We start from the raw sequence: 17295 nt of genomic DNA, 5'->3' as shown, positions 1-17295 counted from the left end.
TCGGATAGTCCGTACTCGTAATATCCTAGTTCGCATGATCGAGGCCGGAGGGGATCCGGTCCGCCCACGGCCGGGCACGTTCCAGCTGGGCGGACACCGACAGCAGCGTGCACTCGTCGTGCTGGCGGCCCACGAGCTGCACCGCGAGCGGCAGACCCGTCGAGGAACGCCCGGCGGGCACGCAGGCCGCGGGATTGCCGACGATGTTCCACAACGGCAGGAACGTCGTGTAGTGCGACGCCGCCAGCAACGCCGTGAACGCACTGCGGGAATCCCACTCACCCACCCGGATCGGCGCGCGGGTCAGCGCCGGGGTCAGCAGCACGTCGATCGAGGTGAACACGCGGTTGGCGTAGGCGGTGAGCGCCGCGTCGTCCTTGGCCGCCCACCGCGCGACCGGCTTGGGCACCCGGCGGCCCAGGTCGCTGACCGCACGCGTGCGCGCCTCGACGAGGTCGGGGAACTCCATGCCCGTGTGCGCCAGGTAGGCGTTGTGCAGGTAGCGGGCCGCGAACTGGGTCGAGGCGCCCAGGTCCCGCATCGGCGGGTCCAGGCGCACCACGTCGTGGCCGAGGTCGGTGAGCAGCGCGGCGGTGTCCTGCACGGCGTCGCGGACCTCGTCGGCGAGCGCGATGCCCGGACCCCACGGCCGCAGCGACACCCCGATCCGCAACCGGCCGGGCTCAGTGCGCGCGGCCTCGGTGAAGCTGGTGCGCGGCGGGTGGGCGACGTGCGCGTCACCGGGGGCGGCGCCGTGGATCTGGTCGGCGACCAGCGCCCAGTCGGCGACGGTGCGGGTGAGCGGTCCGGCCACGACCATGCCGCCCCACATCTGCGCCTCGGGCGCGAGGGACACGCGGCCGCGCTGGGGCTTGAGCCCGAACAGCCCCGTCATCGCGGCGGGGATGCGGATCGAGCCGGCGCCGTCGGTACCGATCGCCGCCCCGGCGAGTCCCGCCGCCACGGCCGCGGCCGACCCGCCGCTGGAGCCGCCGGGGGAGTGCGTGAGCGACCACGGGTTGCGCGTCGGCCCCGCCCACTGGCTCTCGGTGAACGGCCACAGCCCCAGTTCGGGCATGCGGGTGCGGCCGATGATCACCGCCCCGGCCGCGCGCAGCCGCGCCACGATCGCAGAGTCCTGCGGCTGCGGGGTGCGGGCGGCGTTCGTGCCCTTCGTCGTCGGCAGGCCCGCGATCGCGATGTCTTCCTTCACCGCGATGGGGACGCCCAGCAGCGGCAGGTCCTCACCGCGGCGCGCGTCGGCCCGCTGCGCTTCCGCCAATGCCTGCTCGGCGAAGACCAGCCGGAACGCGTTGAGCCGCGGGTCGATCCGCTCGATGCGCCGCAGGTGTTCGGCGACCAGGTCGGCCGCGCTCACCTCGCCGTCGCGCACTGCCCGCGCCTGCCTCGCGGCCCCGGCGAAACACAGCTCCGTCAGCTCCATGAACCGACCCTAAGCGCCCACAGGTGATCTACGGAATGGGAGTAGTCCGCATGAGAGTTCTCGCGATGGCCGCCGTCGTCCTGATCGGCCTGAGCACCCTGGTGTCCCCGGCCCACGCCGTGCAGGTGTCCCGCCAGGAGATGATCACCCGCGCCAAGTCGTGGCTGACCGCGAACAACGGCCGTCCCGTGCCGTACTCCCAGGAGCAGTTCTGGGGTGCCGAGCGCTACCGGCAGGACTGCTCGGGGTTCGTGTCGATGGCCGCCAAGCTCGGCGCCCCCGGCGAGCGGACCGTCGAGCTCGCCCAGTCGCCGCTGTCGAAGGAGATCGCGATGAGCGAGCTGCGGTGGGGCGACATCGTGGTCGACCCGGTCGGCGACGGGAACACCCGCCACGTCGTCATCTTCGACAAGTGGGCCGACCCGTACAAGACCGCCTACCACGCCTACGAACAGCGCAGCACCTACGGCACGTCCTACCGGGTCCTGCGCTACGGGCTGGGCGGCGACCAGTACGTGGCGCGACGACTGACCAACGTGACCGGGTGACGACCGGTGGGCCGATCGTGGAAGGCCGGGTTGAACTCCACCACTGTCAGTGAGGATGACCCACGTCACATCATCGAGGTATGTCCCTCCTCTCGCGTTGGCTCACAGCGACCTCTGGTGCCCTGACCGCGGTGACGCTCGGCAGGCGCCGCGTGGCGACCACCCCGCAGCTGGTGACTCTGTCGTCGCCGGTGTCCCCGTTGCAGGACATCGCCGCACGGCTGCGCTCGGGCGAGTCCGACGTGCGGCTCGACGGGTTGCGGGACTGGATCGGCTACGGCGAGAGCCTGGTGGATCACCGGCAGCCGGCGCTGGACGTGCTGTGCGCGGTGCTGCGGGACCTGCCGTCGCCGGGCTCGGAGGTCGACGGGCGGTGGCGGCAGGTGCTGCAGGCGACGCTGGCCGCCCGGCTGCGGCCGGGTCCGGGGTTCTGGCTGGGCAGTGACGTCGACCTGCGGCACACGACGCTGGTGGACTTCGACCTGTCGGAGTGCCGGGTGCGCTCGGCCCGCTTCGACGGGACCCGGTTCCTCGGTGACACCCGGTTCGACCGGACGACGTTCCTGGGCGCGTTCGAGGCCGCGGGGGCGTTCTTCGGGCGGCACGTGCTGTTCACCGGTTCGGTGTTCGCGCGCCGGCTGGGCCTGCGGGGGGTGACGGTGTGCGGCAACGGCGAGTTGTCGCACATCCAGGTCGCCGGGCCCGTGACGCTGGGCCGTGCGCGGTTCTCGGGCCGTGCGGACTTCACGGGCGCACGGTTCGGGTCCGACCTGGACAGCTCCGACGTGCGCTTCGGCGGGCGGGCGGTGTTCCGGCGGGCCTGGTTCGCGGGCGCGTCGACGTTCGCGCGCACCTGGTTCCGCGGCCGGGAGGACTTCGTGGAGGCGGCGTTCGGCGGCGAGTCGTCGTTCGAGAACGCCCGCTTCGGCCACCGCGTGCACGCCGACTGAGTCGGTCAGGCGGGCTGGGCTCTACCCGGCCTGGCGGTGGCGGTGCGCCGCGACCGCGACCCTGTTCGCGCACTTGGTGGAGCAGAAGCGGCGCTTGCCGTTGCGGCTGGTGTCGACGAACACCGTGTCGCAGCCCTCCCGGTCGCACCAGCCGATGCGCCCGGCGTCCTCGCAGAACAACGCCGCCATCCCCGCCGCCGTGTAGGCCTTGAGCCGCACGTCCGTGGGAGCGTCCTCGCGCGCGTAGTGCAGGTGGGGCGCGCGTCCGTCGTGGGTGGAGATGTAGTGCGTGGTCGAGGACTGGGCCAGCAGGTCGTTGAGCAGGTCCACCGCGGGCTCCCGGAACACCTGCCGCAGCCGTTCGATCCAGTCTCGTACGTCACGTTCCTGGCGGGCGTCCAGGGACCCGAGCGGCTTGTAGTCCGACGCTTTCAGCACGTCGAGCAGCTCGTCGGCCGGATCGGCGTTGACCAGCGCCGCGGCGAGTTCGGCGGCCGCCCCGCCGTAAGGGTTGAAATGCACTAGACCATGACAGCACGCTGGTGGGCATGATCGCCACCTGCCCCGCCTGCCACTGGCCCAGCGCCTCTCCCGTCTCCTGTCACGGCACGGTCGCCTACGTGCGCTGCGTGTGCGGCCTGTTCCTCGTGATGGAACGCGGCGAGGTCACCGCGACGGCCGGGACCAGCACGTTCGCCCCGATTCACCACACCGGTGGTGATCTTGCTAGTGTCCCGGACCGTGAGCCGTCGTGATCTTCTGTGCGACACCGCGATCCAGATCCTCGCGGTGGAAGGAGGCCGGGGCCTGACCCACCGCGCGATCGACCGCGAGGCAGGCGTCCCGATCGGCACGACCAAGAACTACTTCCCGACCCGCGAGTCGATCCTCACCGCCTGCGCCGCCCGCATGACCGCGCTGCACCAGGCCGCCGTCGAACGCCTGCGGGAGACCACCCCGCCCGCCATCAGCGCCACCGACGTCGCCGAGCTCTACCCGGCGCTGCTGCGCCGCGCGGTGGCCGACGACCCGACCCAGATGCTCGCGATGGTCGAGCTGTACCTGGAGGCCGTGCGGCGACCGGGCGTGCGGGAGGCCCTGTCCGGGATGGTCCTGGCCAACGCGGAGGCGGGGGCGGCGTTGCAACAGGCGGCGGGCCTGCCCTCGACCGTGCGCGACACCGGGCTGCTGGACGCCTACTTCCTCGGGGTGGCGATCTCACTGCTGGCGTTGCCGGTGGACACGCTGCGCACGGTGGGGCTGGACGACCCGTACGCGCTGGGGATCGGCGTGTTCTCCGCGACCGTGCCGGGTTCTGGCCCTGGCGCGGGTGCGAGGTCAGCGGAGTCCGGCTGAGGCGAGCTTGCCGAGCAGTGCCGCGTAGGTGTGTTCCACCGCGCCTGATGCCTCGATGACTTCAGTGTCGGCCGTGAGATAACCCTCGATCCGCGCATGGCTGTCATGGATCACCCGCTCTCCGCCCAAAGCCTCCACGACGTGGTCGATGTGGTGGGTGCGCTCGCGGTACCGGTCGACGGCGATCCGCGCGGGCGTGAGGAGCACGAACTCGGTGTAGGTCCCGCCCGCCGAGGTCGCGGCGGCCGCGAACCTGTCGCGTTCGGAGTGGCGCATGATCAGTTGCGGCATGACGACGTCGTGGCCCGAGGCCAGGTGGGTGGCGGCCATGCTCAGCGCGAGGGGCCGCACGAGGTCGACGGCGCCGTAGAAGTCGGTGCGCCAGCCGCCGACGAGCCGCACGATCTCGTCGGCGTCGAGGTTGAGCGTGCGGGGGTGGTCGGCGGCGTAGCGGGCGGCGATCGTGGACTTGCCGACGCCGGTGGGGCCGTTGAGGTGGATCAGCCGGGGCACTGGATCGAGGTTAGCCGCGGTGATCACTTCGTGCGGCGTTCATCTCATACTGGGCGCATGCGGCGCATCGTTGATCTCAGCCACCCCATCGTGCACGGCATGACGACCATGGGCGGCATGAGGACGCCGAGCGTGTCGACCTACGTCAGCAGGGAGGAGTCCGCGGCGCGGATGGGGCCGGGGGTGTCGTTCGAGATCGGGCAGATCGACCTGATCGCGAACACCGGCACCTACCTGGACACCCCGTCGCACTACCACCGGGGCGGCTACGACACGGCGGGCCTGCCGTTGGAACGGGTCGTCGACGTTCCCGTCGCGGTGCTGCGGATCGGGGATCCGGTCGGGCCGGAGCTCGCGGGGCACGCGGTGCTGTTCCACACCGGCTGGTCGCGGCACTGGGGCACCGACACCTACCAGCACGGGCACCCGTTTCTCACCCGCGACGTCGTCGACGCGCTGATCGCCGCCGGGCCCGCGCTGGTCGGCATCGACTCGCTCAACATCGACGACGCCACCGACCTGACCCGGCCGGCGCATCAGGGGTTGCTGGGCGCGGGCATCCCGATCGTGGAGCACCTGACGAACCTGGAGCAGGTGCCCGCCCGGGGTGCCCGGTTCACGGCGTTGCCGATGCCGGTCGTGGGGATGGGCACGATGCCGGTGCGCGCGATCGCGGTCGTGGACGAGTGAACCGCCTCTCGCCGGCCAGGGCCTAGCCGCAGACGCGCACGAGTTCGTCGATCGCCGTGGCGACCAGGGCGATCGCGATGTCCGGGGACTTGCCGCAGCTCGCGGGCCGGGGCGGTACCGGCTGTTCGGTGAGCGCCACTCGCCACTCGCGGCCGTCGGTGTGCCGCACGGTCGCGGAGTCGGGCGTCTCGCCCACGACGGTGAGCACGTCGCGGGACTCGTCGATCAGCGCGCGCACCGCGACCTCGGCGACCTGCCCTCGCGGGGTGAAGCAGGAGCGGCCGCGGCACCGGTCGGCGACGATGCCCTCCGTGACGACGCGCTGGGCCAACTGGTGGTCGAGGCGTCCGTACAGGTGACCTGTGGGCAAGAGGACCCCGGTGGGCGCGAATCTGTGCCCTCCGGTGTGGGTGCACTCCCACAGGTTGAGCGCGGTGGCGATCGGGCGGCCGTACAGGGCGCAGCAGACGTCACGCTTGCTGTTGGTGCAGACCAGCAGCAGCGGATCTTCGACCGGGGTGCCGAACGCCGTGGAGCGGCCCGCGCCCAGCGCCTCGAAGTCGAGTTCGAGGGCCTCCTCCGGCGAGGCGAGATCGGCCTGCTCGAGCCACGACGCACCGGGCTTTGTCGAGGCCAGGTACAGGCGACGGCGCGCGGGGACATGGTCGTCGAAGTGCTTGCCGGGGCGGCGGATCAGCAGGATCCGCACACCCGTGCCGACGGCGCGGCGGGACAGTTCGGCGCCGAGTTCGGGGTCGAGGTGGCTCTCCAGCAGCGCGTCGCGGCCCCACGGGCCCGGCTGTTCCAGGCACAGCCACGCCGTCGCGGTCGCGGCCGTTCCGGCCAGCGGTTCACCCGCGAAGTCGGAGAGTATCGAGCACCTCATCTGCACACTCTATACGGCCGTTCGGGTGAGGACTAAGGACACCCTTACTCGATCGGATGTGATCTTGAACATCCGCCTTCGTGTCCGAGGCTTCACCCGGACGGCGAAGCCGAAACAAGAGTGAGGTCTCAGCTCTGGGCTTCGAGGTCGCGCACGCGGGCCCGCATTGTGTCCTCGAGGCGGGCGCGGTAGCCGATGAACAGCTTGTTGGCGAGATACGGGGCCCAGTTGCCCTGCCGGGCGATGTTGTAGACGCGGTGCCGGATCAGCGCGCCGTCGGGGTGGGGGTGCAGGGAGTCCTCGCCGTGGTACCACCAGTCGCCCCAGTAGGCGATGACGCCCTGCTCGCGGTCCACGAGCCGGTGCGAGCCGGACTCGCCCGCGTCGGCGAACATCCGCTCGCGCACGACTTCCAACGGCCGGCGCACGACGCCGGTCACTTCGAACAGCAGTCTCATCGGTGTCCGTCCTCCCAGTCGGGGTAGCCGCCGACCGTGCCCTCGCGGGTGGCGGTGGTGAACCAGGCGAGCCACTCGCGTTCGGCGCGCAGCATCGCCAGGCGGTAGTCGAGTTCGATCCACGCGAGCTGGGGCAGTCCCATGCCCGCGAGCTTCTCCAGCAGCACGGCCAGCGCGGTGAGCTGCTCGGCCACGGCGGCGGAGCGGCGTTCGACGACGTCGAGCGCCTCGGCGGGGGGCAGCAGGCCGACCATCGAGATCCCGGCCTCGAACTGCCGGTACTCGCGGGCGGGTTCGGCGATCAGGGCGCGCAGCCACGAGTGCAGTTCCGCGGTGCCGGTGTCGGTGACGGCGTAGACGGTGCGTTCGGGGCGGTTGCCGGCCTTCTGCACGGCCGCGGCGGTGATCAGCTCGTGACGGTGCAGCGACTCCACGACGGTGTAAAGGGAGCCGTAGTTGAGCTTGATGACCTCTTCCTGGTGGCGTTCGCGCATGGTCTGCGCCATCTCGTAGGGGTGCATCGGCCGCTCGGTGAGCAGCGCGAGCACCGCCAGGGCCAGGGGGTTCGTGCGCTTGAACGTCATATCCGCTCCCGTATATCCGGCGCCGAGTATACGGGTTAGGGTGGGCGGTATGACAACGGTGATCACCGGGGGAAGCCGGGGTATCGGTGCCGCGACGGCGCGCAGGCTCGTCCGCGACGGCCACGAGGTCGTGATCAGCTACCGCCAGGCCGAGGACGAGGCGCGGGCGTTGGAGAAGGAACTCGGCGTCACGGCCGTGCGCGCCGACACCGCCGACGAGGACGACGTGGCGCGGCTGTTCGACGCGGCGGGCGAGGTCACCGGGGTGGTCAGCAACGCGGGCATCACCTCGCGCGTGGGCCCGCTGGCCGAGTTGCGCACCGAGGACCTGCGCCGGGTGGTGGACGTCAACGTCGTCGGCGCGTTCTTCGTGGCCCGGGAGGCGGCGCGGCGGATGACCTCCGGCGCGATCGTGAACGTGTCGTCGGGGGCGGCGACGCTGGGCAGTCCGGGGGAGTACGTGCACTACGCCGCCACCAAGGCGGCCGTGGACGCGTTGACGATCGGCCTGGCCAAGGAACTCGCCCCGCGCGGCATCCGCGTCAACTGCGTGCAGCCGGGCACCGTGCGCACCGACATCCACGCGCTCTCCGGCGTGCCGGACCGTCCCGACCGGGTGGCCTCGAAGATCCCGCTCGGGCGTCCCGGTGAGGCCGAGGAGATCGCGAACGCCATCGCGTGGCTGCTGTCGGACGAAGCCGGCTACACCACCGGGGCGATCCTGCGGGTGGCCGGCGGGATGTGAGGCTTTCGCCTCTGCGGGAGGCCAGAGCGCTGCCCCTAAGCTTCACCGTCATGTCCGCGCCCACGCTCACCGACTTCGTGCTCGCCAACACGACGCTGGCCCCCGTGCCGCTGGTGCCCGAGGTGCTGCTGCACAGCGCCGCCGAGGCGATGGACCTGTGGGAGCTCACTCACCACGACCAGCCGCCGTTCTGGGCGTTCCCGTGGGCGGGTGGCCAGGCGCTGGCGCGGCACCTGCTCGACAACGCGGGCCTGGTGCGCGACCGGAAGGTGTTCGACCTGGCGTGCGGCTCGGGCCTGGTGGCGATCGCCGCCGCGCTGGCCGGAGCGGACTCGGTGACGGCCAACGACATCGACCCGCTGGCGTTGGCGGCCACCGACCTCAACGCGGCCGCCAACGGGGTCACGGTCCACGTCCTGGGCGACGACCAGCTCGACAGCGACGCGCACGGCGCCGACGTGGTGCTCGCCGGGGACGTGTTCTACGACGCCGAGATCACGGCTTTGGTGCTGCCGTTCCTGCTGCGGGCGGCGGCCCGGGGCGCGGTGGTGCTGCTGGGGGATCCAGACCGGGCGCACCTGCCCCGCGACCGGTTCGCCGCGCAGGCCCGCTACGAGGTGCCGGTGCCGATGACGCTGGAGAGCACCGAGACCCGCAGCGCCACGGTCTGGCGCGCCTAGCCGGGCCTCTCGACCCGCCGCCTGCCAGTCCCCCCAACCCCGCTTCGAGCCGCCTCACATCTTCGCGAAGAACACCCGGATGTCACCCGCCAGCAGTTCCGGCGCGTCGTGCCCGGAGTAGTGACCGCCGGTCTCGAACTCCGACCAGTGCACGAGGTTGTGGTGGTCGCGCTCGGCGAAGCGGCGGATGGTCTGGAAGTCGTCGGGGAAGATTGCCACGCCCATCGGCACGGTCGTCGGCCCCGGCTGCTCCTCGCGGTGGGCGTCCTCGAAGTACAGCCGCGCGCTCGACCCGGCGGTGGCGGTGAACCAGTAGATCGCGACGTTCGCCAGCAGGAAGTCCTTCGTGACAGCCGGTTCGTTCATGAGTTGCATGGTCCAGGCGAGCTGGCCGACGGGGGAGTCGGCGAGCCCGAACGCGACGTTCTGCGGCCGCGCCTGCTGGAGCTTGGCGTAGCCGGACATGCTCTCCCAGAAGTTCTGCAGCACCCCGAGGCGCCGGTAGTCGTCCTCGGTCAGCCCCTCCATCTCCGCCGGGTCGCCGGAGGGGAAGGAGAAGATCTGCGTGACGTGCACGCCCACCACGTGCTCCGGATCGGCCTGCCCGACCTGAGGGGCGATGATCGCGCCCGCGTCGTTGCCGTGCACCCCGTACCGCGCGTACCCCAGCCGCGCCATCAGCTCGGCGAACGCGGCGGCGATCCGCCCGGAGTGCCAGCCGGTGTCCCTGGTCGGCCCGGAGAACCCGAACCCGGGGATGGACGGGATCACCAGGTGGTGGTCCTCGCGCAGGTGCTCGACGACGTCCACGAACTCCATCACCGACCCCGGCCACCCGTGGATCAGCAGCACCGGCAGCGCGTCCGGGTTCGGGCTGGTGACGTGCAGGAAGTGAACGTTCGTGCCGTCGATCTCGGTGACGAACTGCGGGAAGGAGTTGAGCCGCGCCTCGACCGCCCGCCAGTCGAAGTCCTGCGCCCAGTACCGCGCCATCTCCCGCACGTCCTCGACGGTGTCCCCGTAGCGCGCACCGGCCCCCTCGACCTGGTCGGTCCACCGCGTCCTGCTGAGCCGAGCCTTGAGTTCGTCGAGGTCGGCGTCGTCGATCGCGATGTGGAATTCCCTGATCTCCGTCATAACCCGAGGCTAACGAGCCTTGCGGCCATCTCCTGTCCTAAAGTGTCCGTCCATGTTGGAAACTTCGGCCCGCCTGCTGCGCCTGCTCGCGTTGCTCCAGTCCCGCCGCGACTGGCAGGGCAGCGAACTGGCCGACGAACTGCAGATCAGCCCCCGCACCGTCCGCCGAGACGTCGACCGCCTGCGCGAACTGGGCTACCCGGTCAACGCCACCACGGGTTCGTTCGGCGGCTACCGCCTCGGCGCCGGCGCCGAACTCCCACCCCTGCTCCTCGACGACAACGAGGCCGTAGCCGTAGCCGCCGCCCTGCGCACCAACGCCGTCACGGGCCTCGAAGAGGTCTCCCTGCGCGCCCTGCTCAAACTCGAACAGGTCCTGCCTTCCCGCCTTCGCCACCGCGTCTCCGCGCTGGAACAGATCGAATCCGTCCCCCGAGACCACCCAGCCCCAGCCCTGGACCCCGAACTGCTCTCGGTCCTGGCAGCCGCCTGCCGCGACAGCGACACCCTCCGCTTCGACTACCAGGCACACGACGGCACCCCCACCCGCCGCCGCGTAGAACCCCATCGCCTGGTCAACTGGGGCCGCCGCTGGTACCTCGTCGCCTGGGACGCCGACAAGTCCGACTGGCGCAGCTTCCGTGTCGACCGCATCACCCCACCCCAGCCCCCGTACGGCCCCCGATTCCCCCCACGAGACTTCGACGCCACCACCTACGTGGCCTCCCGCGTCAACCAGGCCGCCTGGCGCTTCCAAGCCCGAGTCCTCATCCACGCCCCGGCCGACGTGGTGGCCGCCCGCATCAACGCCATGATCGGCACCGTGGAAGCCGTCGACGACGTCTCGTGCGTGCTGGTGACCGGCTCCGACTCCCTCGAAACCCTCGCCGTGTGGATCGGCATGCTCGACCTCGACTTCGAGATCACCTCACCACCGGAACTCGTGGCACACGTTCGCACCCTTGCGGCCCGCTACGCCCGCGCCGTACAAGACTGAGCATGGCCATCACCGGACGTGACATCGAGCGCCTGCTCTACACCGACACGCCCGACCCGATCCTCGTCCTGCACAACGGGGAGACCTCGATCGTCGCGGCCGCGGAGCTGGGGCGCCGGCCCGGAGCCGTCGTGGTCTGCTCACGCGCGGAGTTGCTGCGAAGGGTGGGGGAGCGCGACCTGTCCGAGGGCGAGTTGGCCGACCTGGCCGCCGAACTCACCAGTTCAACCGGATACCCAACTCCTCCGCCGCCCGCCTGGCCCGCTTGACCAGATAGGGCGGCAGTGGAGGGACCTTCTCCTGTGAAAGGCGCTCCAGCGCGGACGCAAGCCCGAATCGGAACTCATCGACTTCAGTGCCATCAACACCGAGATCGTGCAGTCTCAGCAAGCAGTCCAGCTGTGAGTACACAGGAATTCCCGTCGTGTGGTCGGCGAACGCCCGCATCAGCGCCAGGTCGTCGCCACCGGTGCCGAGCCTGGCGTACAACTCATGCCAGAACACGACGTTGTTCTTGTCCGCGTCGCGGAGCCGCTGCAAGGCGGGCAACCACTCTTGGTCGGTTGCGCCGTCCAGCCCCGCCAACGCACCAGCCACATCGATGCCGTACTTCTCCGCGAGCGGCCGCACCGCATTGCACAACGTGAGGCTGACCTCGTCCAACGTCACATAGGGCTCGGCCATCGGCAGGTAGCTCTCAGTGCGGTCACCCAGCGCCAACGTGAACCTCTGGGTCCCTTCCACCGGCAGGACCCAGAGCGCACGGACCACGCTGGCCCACTCACCCGACGACACGCGTGACTTCCAGAACAGCGTCAGCCGCTGCCAGTCCTCGACGTTCAGCCCCAGGTCACCGGACGAGATCTCGCCCTTCAACGCCAACGCCAGCACCACCAGGTTCAGCGAGTACTTCGCGTCCCTGGCCGAGTCCGACAACCGCGTCGGCTCGTAGTCGCCGCGCGACTTCCTGGTGTCGTCCCGCTGGGCCAGCAGCCGGGACACCAGATCGAACAACTCGTCCCGGTCCGGCGTGTCCGACCGCTCCCGCAGGAAGTCCAGCACCGGCTTGCTGGTGGTCAGCGACATGTGCGCCAACACGGTGTACAGCTCCGTGTCGTCCTGCGCGTTCTTGCGCCGAGATCGCGTCGCGTCTTCCCGGTGCAGCTCGAGCAGCCTGTCCCACACGAACCGCGCCACCAGGTACTCGCCGAACGTCGCGTGCAGGAACTCATACGTGCGCAGCTTCGTCAGGTCGTCACGCACGGCCTCTGACTTCTGCACGAAGAAGAACCGCCCCAGCACCTTCTCACCAGCGGTGAGAGGCGTCCGGGTGCCGGACAGGCGCTCCGCCGACTCCATGCCGAGCAACTGGCCGAGGTCGGACGTCACCGCGTGCTCGGCCACCCACTGCACGCCGCGGTTGAACATCGCGAGCGCGACGACCGACAGACGTTCCAGCTCGACCTCGACGTCGCTGCCCAAGTCGGCTGCCGACACGTTCGAGAGACCTTTGACGACCTCGCGCTGAGCGAACTGGGTGAGCAGGCGTTCGTACAGCTGGCCTCGGCTCAGGCCGAGGTGGTCGCGCTGGAACGAGCTGTCGACCGCGTCGTACAACGCCAGCATCAGCAACAGCAGCGGCTGCGACGCGAGGTCCGGATAGTCCAGCACTGTGGCCGCGGGCAACGGCCGGTTGACCGCGTTCCACACCTCCAGCCACGCCCGCACCTGGTCGTTGTCGAACGGCATGAGCCGCACCACCTGCGTGCCCTGGGGCAGTTCCAGACCGGCGCGCACGCTCAACCGGCTCGTCACGACGAACGCCGCCGGCCTGCCCATGTCCTCGATCCGCTGCTGGAAGTCGGCGATCGCCGACAGGTAGCGCGTCTGGCTCACGCCGGTGGCCTGCAGCAGCTCGTCGAACCCGTCCAGGATCACCACCGGCAAGGCACCGCCGGCCTCGCGGCAGAAGTCCGCCCAGCTCACCGACTCCTGCAGCAGCAGGCGCAGCCCGTGCTCGATCTGCTGGTCCAGCCCTGCATCCGCTGGAGTGTTGCGCAGCTCCACCCGCACGACGGCGTAGTCCTCTGCGGGCAACCTCGCGGCGAGCATCTCCGTCAGCACCGACTTGCCCGAACCCGGATCACCCAGCACCAGCAGCGGAGCGGACAGGGCCTGCGGAGAGGTCAGGTACCCCACCAGGTACGCGTGCAGATCGTCGCGGGCCGGCACCGAGCCCCACCATTCGAGCAGCGACGGAGCCTCGAAGCTCTCGGTACTGGCGAACACCTGGAACCGCGGATCGACGTACGCCTCCTCCAGGCTCGGGATTCGGACGCCGCCGGGCACGTCCTTCGCCAGCGGGCGCCGCAACGCGCCCTCATAGGCACCAGCGAGCTCCGCGATCCACGGCGCGGGCGTCCGGGCGGTCATGATCTCGCGGAGCACGTCCTCCAGACCCGCCAGCGCTTTGCGGGTGGCCATGCCGTCCGCGGTCGAGCACCAAAAGCCGACCTCGGGGTGGTCTGCTGCCAGCTGCGCGAGCAACTCCTCGTAGCGCTCCAGTGCGCGCTCCGGCACGACACGGGTGACGACGTCGCGCAGCCGGTCCCGCTCGACCTGGCCTCGCTGGTTCCAGCTGTCCAGAACGCCGAAGTTGAAGTGCACCAGGTCACCAAGGCTGAGGTAGAGGTGCTCGACCACCATCAAGTTCTGCTCGTACGGGCGATCCGCCGACGGCAGCGGTAGTTCCATCTGCCATGGGCTGTTGCTGGTGGTCAGTCTCTCGTCGCTGCTGTCCAGCTTGATCTGCTGCTCGGCGCAGGCCTCGAAGAACGCCGTCATCACCACGATCGCGTGCGCGGCGTGCAGCTGCTGGGTGCGGGAGTAGCGGCTCGCCTCGCGGCGAGTGCGGGAGAGCTTGGTGATGAGCTCGTTGCTGAGCTTGATGAAGTCCGGCTTGGCGTCGAAGAGGCTCAGCACCTCCCACAGTCCCAACGAGCCCGCCAGGAGCGCGCCGCCCAGGAGCTTGTCCATGGCGTCGACCACGGGGTGGTTGCTGCCGCCGAGGATCTTGACGGCCTCGTTGTAGCTGTAGGTCTTTCGCACCCGAACTGTGTACCTGATGGCGTGCTGGTTTTGGTCCGGAACGACACCAACAGACCAATCGTGCGACACAGAAGCGGATAGCTCATCCGGATTTGTGCTAGCTTCGGTGACGTAAGCGGATTCGGTATCCGAATTGAGGAGTGGGCATGGGGCGCAAGGCTGTTGTCACTGCTGGGACCGGCGGGATCGGGCTGGAGACTGCGTTGGGGCTCGCGGAGGCCGGGTTTGCCGTCACCGTCGTTGGGCGCAACGCGGAGCGTGGAGCTCGGGCCGTCGAGAGGATCAACGCCAGGGGAGGGGAAGGCGCTCGGTTCCTGCAGGCCGATCTCTCGTCGCTTGACGAGGTACGGGCGTTGGCCTCGGTGATCGGTGGTGAGGGGGAGGTGGACGTGTTGGTCAACAACGTTGGGGCCATGTTCGCCGAGCGGGTGGAGATTGGTGGGGTGGAAGGGTCGTTCGTGGTCAACCACCTGTCGCCCTACCTGCTTGCCGAACTGTTGTTGCCGGTGCTCGCCGATCGGGTCGTCAACGTGACGTCCGGGTCCATCGTCACGGCCAAGAAGGTGTTCGACGCCGTTGAGCCTCCTGGTGGGTACTACGGGTTCCATTGGTACGGGCGCGCCAAGCTTGCGAACCTCGCCTACACGCTCGACCTCGCCCAGAGGCTGGAAGGGTCGGGGGTGAAGGTGTTCGCTGCCGATCCTGGGGGAGCGGCCACCGACATGACCGACGGGACGCTGCTCTCGCCGAAGATCGTGTCGCCTGGGCTTCGGGTGTTGTGGCCGTTGGTGCGGCGCACGTTTGAGAAGTCCACCTCCGGGCCCGCGGCCGTGGCCGCTCGGTCGTCGATCGTCGCTGCCGTCGGGGATCTACCCAGTGGCACTGTTGTCGGGCGGCACGCCGTGCCGGTGAAGCCTGCTCGGGCTGCTGCCGATCCGCGGGTGCAGTTGGCTGTGCGGCGGCTCAGTGAGAGGTACGCGCCACTGCAGCGCGTTGCGGATGGCGTATCCAATTAGTCTTTCGGTATGACGCCGCAGCGGAAGGACGCCGCCCGCAACTGGGAGCACATCGTGGCCGTTGCCCGCGAGCTCGTGGACGAGGGCACTCCGTTGCAGCTCAACGACGTGGCTCGGCGGGCCGGGCTCGGGGTCGGGACCGTGTACCGGCACTTTCCGACCACCGAGGCGCTGCTCGAGACCGTCGCCACGCCCTGTCTCGAGGCGCTCGCGAGCCAGGGGGAGCAGGGGCTTTCCCACGACGATGCGTGGGAGGCGTTCGCCTCGTTCCTCGCCAAGATCGTTGAGGGACAGGTCACCGATCCTGCGCTCGTCAAGGTGTCGGCGGCGGCACAGGACGTGCTGCCGCGCACCACCGAGCTCAAGACTCAGATCATGAGCAACGGTGCGAAGCTGCTCACGAAAGCGCGTGAAGCCGGAGCCGTGCGAGCCGACCTCGATGACGCCGACATCGTTCCGCTCATGTGCGGCATCGCCTACGCCACCTACGTACACGGCGACAACCCCGACGACCGGCTGCCCACTGCTCGTCGGTACCTCGAGACGTTGCTGCGCGGGCTACGGGCGTGATGGAGGGCCCGCGGCGACGAAGGCTCGGAGGTCGTCGAGAGTGTAAGCGCCGCCGTCGGTGAGCATCCACGTCACCCCGGCAGCCTCGTACTCGGCGACCTCGGCGGGTAAGTCGGCGCCACCCCAGATCGTCACGTCGCCCTCTGCCGGGCCACCCGACGACACGAAGTCGGCCTTCAGGCGGGCGGCGTCGGCAGGGGACAGCACGGCCAAGCCCTCCGGACCGAACGTCGCCGGCACCACGCCCGACGCGTGCTCCGCCGCGCGGAACGGGGTCTCGCGCGGCCAGTTGCCACCCACCCAGATCGGTACGTCCACCGGAGCGAACCGCACGCCTGACACCTCGAACACCTCGCCGCGGTGCTCCACCTCGGCACCCGACAACAGCGCTCGCACCAGCTCGACGCCCTCCGACAACGCGCGAGCACGTGACGTGCGCTCGCCGAACGGCTCGAAGTCCTGCGGCACGCCCGCGCCTACGCCCAGCACCAAACGACCGCCTGACAGGCGTTGGAGGGTTGAGGCCTCCAACGCCACCTTCCACGGGCGACGGCGGCCCAGCGACGTCACCATCGGACCCATCCGGATCGACGTCGTGCGCGCCGCCACCGCGCCCAGCGTCACCCAGACATCAGCCACCAGCGGCTCATCCGGCACCACCACGTGGTCCCACAGGAAGAAACCGTCCCAGCCCGCCTCCTCGGCCGCCACGCCCAGAGAGACGAGAACGGACGGGTCGCCCAGCGACTCTCCGAACGAAGGAACATAGATCGCGTATCGCATGGGACCAGTGTGGCAACCGACCCTGACAAGATCGTTTACGAGCGTTGGAGCTGCGGAAACGTACTCAACGGCCCTCGCCGACAGCGCCGTCCAACTGCTCGCGCAGGATGTCCGCGTGACCCGCGTGCCGCGCCGTTTCCGACACCACGTGCACCAGCACGCTGAACAACATCACGTCAGGACGCGGCCACCACGGCACATGGCCGGGGGAGTCGACCGCCAACGCCTCGATCGTCGCGTCCGAGTGGGCACAGGCTCGCTGATACCGGGACACGATGTCCTCACGGGACTCCGTCTCGTCAGCGTGCATGTCCAGGCCACGTCAGGTTCGTCCCGGACGGCACCAGCGGGCGTCGCACATCGGCTTCGGGCACACCGTCGAGCTTCCACACCAGCACCTGACGCAACTCGCGCAGATCGCTGTGCAAGTACGCCTTCGCGAAGTCGTCGATCACGAGCCGAGAGCCTGCCAGGACAACACCTAACGCCACGGTGACGAAAGCAGACGGAACGCGGGAGACGGGAGAAGCGCCCAACAAGATCGAGTCGCGCTCGCGACAAGAACGAAGAACGGGCGCGACGCCGCACGGCCAAACGTCAGCAGGAGCCGTCTGAGCGAACCAACGCGCGCACGCCGGCGTACGGGCGGACGGCGAGGGCCGCAGGAGGTCGTCAGGACAAGCCCTGGGGCAGGGCCAGATCTGCGTTACTTGACATAATGTAGATTATCGGCGAAACGGCGACCTGCGAAGATCGTCTCAGAAGGGGCTGAAACGCCCGTGTTGGCGCGTCTGCAAGACAGCCCGCGGGCAGGCCGGCTGCGCTTGCAG

General features: G+C 69.8%; 20 protein-coding genes and 1 pseudogene. 11 read left to right on the top strand and 10 right to left on the bottom strand.

Annotated elements, in window-relative coordinates; translation table 11 throughout:
* Window positions 1–25: 25 nt before the first annotated feature.
* On the bottom strand, window positions 26–1444 hold the full coding sequence (locus tag JNUCC0626_RS09265; protein WP_394619266.1) for an amidase: 1419 nt from the start codon (window positions 1442–1444) through the stop codon (window positions 26–28).
* Between the two features lie 50 nt (window positions 1445–1494).
* Between JNUCC0626_RS09265 and JNUCC0626_RS09260 the strand changes: the two genes are divergently transcribed.
* Together JNUCC0626_RS09260 and JNUCC0626_RS09255 are read left to right on the top strand one after the other, a co-directional pair.
* Window positions 1495–1992 carry a hypothetical protein gene (locus JNUCC0626_RS09260; RefSeq protein WP_394619265.1) on the top strand — a complete coding sequence of 166 codons (498 nt, stop codon included), beginning with the start codon at window positions 1495–1497 and terminating at the stop codon, window positions 1990–1992.
* A gap of 80 nt (window positions 1993–2072) precedes the next feature.
* Window positions 2073–2942 carry a pentapeptide repeat-containing protein gene (locus tag JNUCC0626_RS09255; RefSeq protein WP_394619264.1) on the top strand — a complete coding sequence of 290 codons (870 nt, stop codon included), beginning with the start codon at window positions 2073–2075 and terminating at the stop codon, window positions 2940–2942.
* 21 nt (window positions 2943–2963) lie between these two features.
* Here JNUCC0626_RS09255 and JNUCC0626_RS09250 read toward each other — a convergent pair whose 3' ends face one another.
* A complete protein-coding gene (locus JNUCC0626_RS09250; protein WP_394619263.1) occupies window positions 2964–3464 on the bottom strand; it encodes a CGNR zinc finger domain-containing protein in 501 nt (166 codons plus the stop codon).
* 26 nt (window positions 3465–3490) lie between these two features.
* Between JNUCC0626_RS09250 and JNUCC0626_RS09245 the strand changes: the two genes are divergently transcribed.
* Window positions 3491–3697, top strand: coding sequence for a hypothetical protein (locus tag JNUCC0626_RS09245; protein WP_394619262.1), 207 nt, complete (start codon window positions 3491–3493; stop codon window positions 3695–3697).
* Window positions 3684–4298, top strand: a complete 615-nt coding sequence (locus JNUCC0626_RS09240; RefSeq protein WP_394619261.1) for a TetR/AcrR family transcriptional regulator — start codon at window positions 3684–3686, stop codon at window positions 4296–4298. The genes JNUCC0626_RS09245 and JNUCC0626_RS09240 overlap by 14 nt, the downstream gene beginning before the upstream one ends.
* Here JNUCC0626_RS09240 and JNUCC0626_RS09235 read toward each other — a convergent pair.
* Window positions 4281–4811, bottom strand: a complete 531-nt coding sequence (locus JNUCC0626_RS09235) for an AAA family ATPase (RefSeq protein WP_394619260.1) — start codon at window positions 4809–4811, stop codon at window positions 4281–4283. The genes JNUCC0626_RS09240 and JNUCC0626_RS09235 overlap by 18 nt on opposite strands.
* A gap of 57 nt (window positions 4812–4868) precedes the next feature.
* Between JNUCC0626_RS09235 and JNUCC0626_RS09230 the strand changes: the two genes are divergently transcribed.
* Complete coding sequence (locus tag JNUCC0626_RS09230; protein ID WP_394619259.1) at window positions 4869–5501, top strand: cyclase family protein; 633 nt, start codon at window positions 4869–4871, stop codon at window positions 5499–5501.
* 22 nt (window positions 5502–5523) lie between these two features.
* On the opposite strand, the gene JNUCC0626_RS09225 is transcribed toward JNUCC0626_RS09230, so the two are convergent.
* The 3 genes from JNUCC0626_RS09225 to JNUCC0626_RS09215 form a co-directional block, all read right to left on the bottom strand.
* Window positions 5524–6387 (bottom strand): sucrase ferredoxin, encoded by an 864-nt coding sequence (locus tag JNUCC0626_RS09225; RefSeq protein ID WP_394619258.1) that lies wholly within the window; start codon window positions 6385–6387, stop codon window positions 5524–5526.
* Window positions 6388–6515: 128 nt separating this feature from the next.
* A complete protein-coding gene (locus JNUCC0626_RS09220; protein ID WP_394619257.1) occupies window positions 6516–6845 on the bottom strand; it encodes a hypothetical protein in 330 nt (109 codons plus the stop codon).
* Entirely contained in the window at window positions 6842–7429 is a 588-nt protein-coding gene (locus tag JNUCC0626_RS09215; RefSeq protein ID WP_394619256.1) for a PadR family transcriptional regulator, read from the bottom strand. Before JNUCC0626_RS09215 ends, JNUCC0626_RS09220 begins: the two co-directional genes overlap by 4 nt.
* 49 nt (window positions 7430–7478) lie before the next feature.
* Between JNUCC0626_RS09215 and JNUCC0626_RS09210 the strand changes: the two genes are divergently transcribed.
* Together JNUCC0626_RS09210 and JNUCC0626_RS09205 are read left to right on the top strand one after the other, a co-directional pair.
* Window positions 7479–8174, top strand: coding sequence for an SDR family NAD(P)-dependent oxidoreductase (locus tag JNUCC0626_RS09210; protein ID WP_394619255.1), 696 nt, complete (start codon window positions 7479–7481; stop codon window positions 8172–8174).
* Window positions 8175–8224: 50 nt separating this feature from the next.
* Window positions 8225–8854, top strand: coding sequence for a class I SAM-dependent methyltransferase (locus JNUCC0626_RS09205; protein ID WP_394619254.1), 630 nt, complete (start codon window positions 8225–8227; stop codon window positions 8852–8854).
* A 54-nt stretch (window positions 8855–8908) separates the two neighbouring features.
* Here JNUCC0626_RS09205 and JNUCC0626_RS09200 read toward each other — a convergent pair whose 3' ends face one another.
* Window positions 8909–9991: an epoxide hydrolase family protein gene (locus JNUCC0626_RS09200; RefSeq protein ID WP_394619253.1), complete on the bottom strand. Its 1083-nt coding sequence runs from the start codon at window positions 9989–9991 to the stop codon at window positions 8909–8911.
* Window positions 9992–10043: 52 nt separating this feature from the next.
* Here JNUCC0626_RS09200 and JNUCC0626_RS09195 point away from each other — a divergent pair, with 52 nt between their 5' ends.
* Together JNUCC0626_RS09195 and JNUCC0626_RS09190 are read left to right on the top strand one after the other, a co-directional pair.
* Window positions 10044–10988 carry a helix-turn-helix transcriptional regulator gene (locus JNUCC0626_RS09195; protein ID WP_394619252.1) on the top strand — a complete coding sequence of 315 codons (945 nt, stop codon included), beginning with the start codon at window positions 10044–10046 and terminating at the stop codon, window positions 10986–10988.
* A 2-nt stretch (window positions 10989–10990) separates the two neighbouring features.
* On the top strand, window positions 10991–11257 hold the full coding sequence (locus tag JNUCC0626_RS09190) for a hypothetical protein (RefSeq protein WP_394619251.1): 267 nt from the start codon (window positions 10991–10993) through the stop codon (window positions 11255–11257).
* On the opposite strand, the gene JNUCC0626_RS09185 is transcribed toward JNUCC0626_RS09190, so the two are convergent.
* Window positions 11205–14096 (bottom strand): NACHT domain-containing protein, encoded by a 2892-nt coding sequence (locus JNUCC0626_RS09185; RefSeq protein WP_394619250.1) that lies wholly within the window; start codon window positions 14094–14096, stop codon window positions 11205–11207. The two genes, JNUCC0626_RS09190 and JNUCC0626_RS09185, sit on opposite strands and share 53 nt — an antisense overlap.
* A gap of 146 nt (window positions 14097–14242) precedes the next feature.
* Between JNUCC0626_RS09185 and JNUCC0626_RS09180 the strand changes: the two genes are divergently transcribed.
* Window positions 14243–15112, top strand: coding sequence for an SDR family NAD(P)-dependent oxidoreductase (locus tag JNUCC0626_RS09180; RefSeq protein WP_394619249.1), 870 nt, complete (start codon window positions 14243–14245; stop codon window positions 15110–15112).
* 9 nt (window positions 15113–15121) lie between these two features.
* Window positions 15122–15682, top strand: coding sequence for a TetR/AcrR family transcriptional regulator (locus JNUCC0626_RS09175; RefSeq protein WP_394619248.1), 561 nt, complete (start codon window positions 15122–15124; stop codon window positions 15680–15682).
* On the opposite strand, the gene JNUCC0626_RS09170 is transcribed toward JNUCC0626_RS09175, so the two are convergent.
* Together JNUCC0626_RS09170 and JNUCC0626_RS09165 are read right to left on the bottom strand one after the other, a co-directional pair.
* Window positions 15671–16465 (bottom strand): LLM class flavin-dependent oxidoreductase, encoded by a 795-nt coding sequence (locus JNUCC0626_RS09170; RefSeq protein WP_394619247.1) that lies wholly within the window; start codon window positions 16463–16465, stop codon window positions 15671–15673. The genes JNUCC0626_RS09175 and JNUCC0626_RS09170 overlap by 12 nt on opposite strands.
* Window positions 16466–16544: 79 nt before the next feature.
* Window positions 16545–16920, bottom strand: a pseudogene (locus tag JNUCC0626_RS09165) (DUF664 domain-containing protein); the annotation flags it as partial.
* Window positions 16921–17295: the final 375 nt, after the last annotated feature.

This window comes from Lentzea sp. JNUCC 0626 (assembly GCF_043632865.1).
In the GTDB taxonomy this organism is placed as follows: Bacteria; Actinomycetota; Actinomycetes; order Mycobacteriales; family Pseudonocardiaceae; genus Lentzea.
Note: the sequence above shows the minus strand (reverse complement) of the source record. Positions and strands in the feature narration are given on the sequence as shown.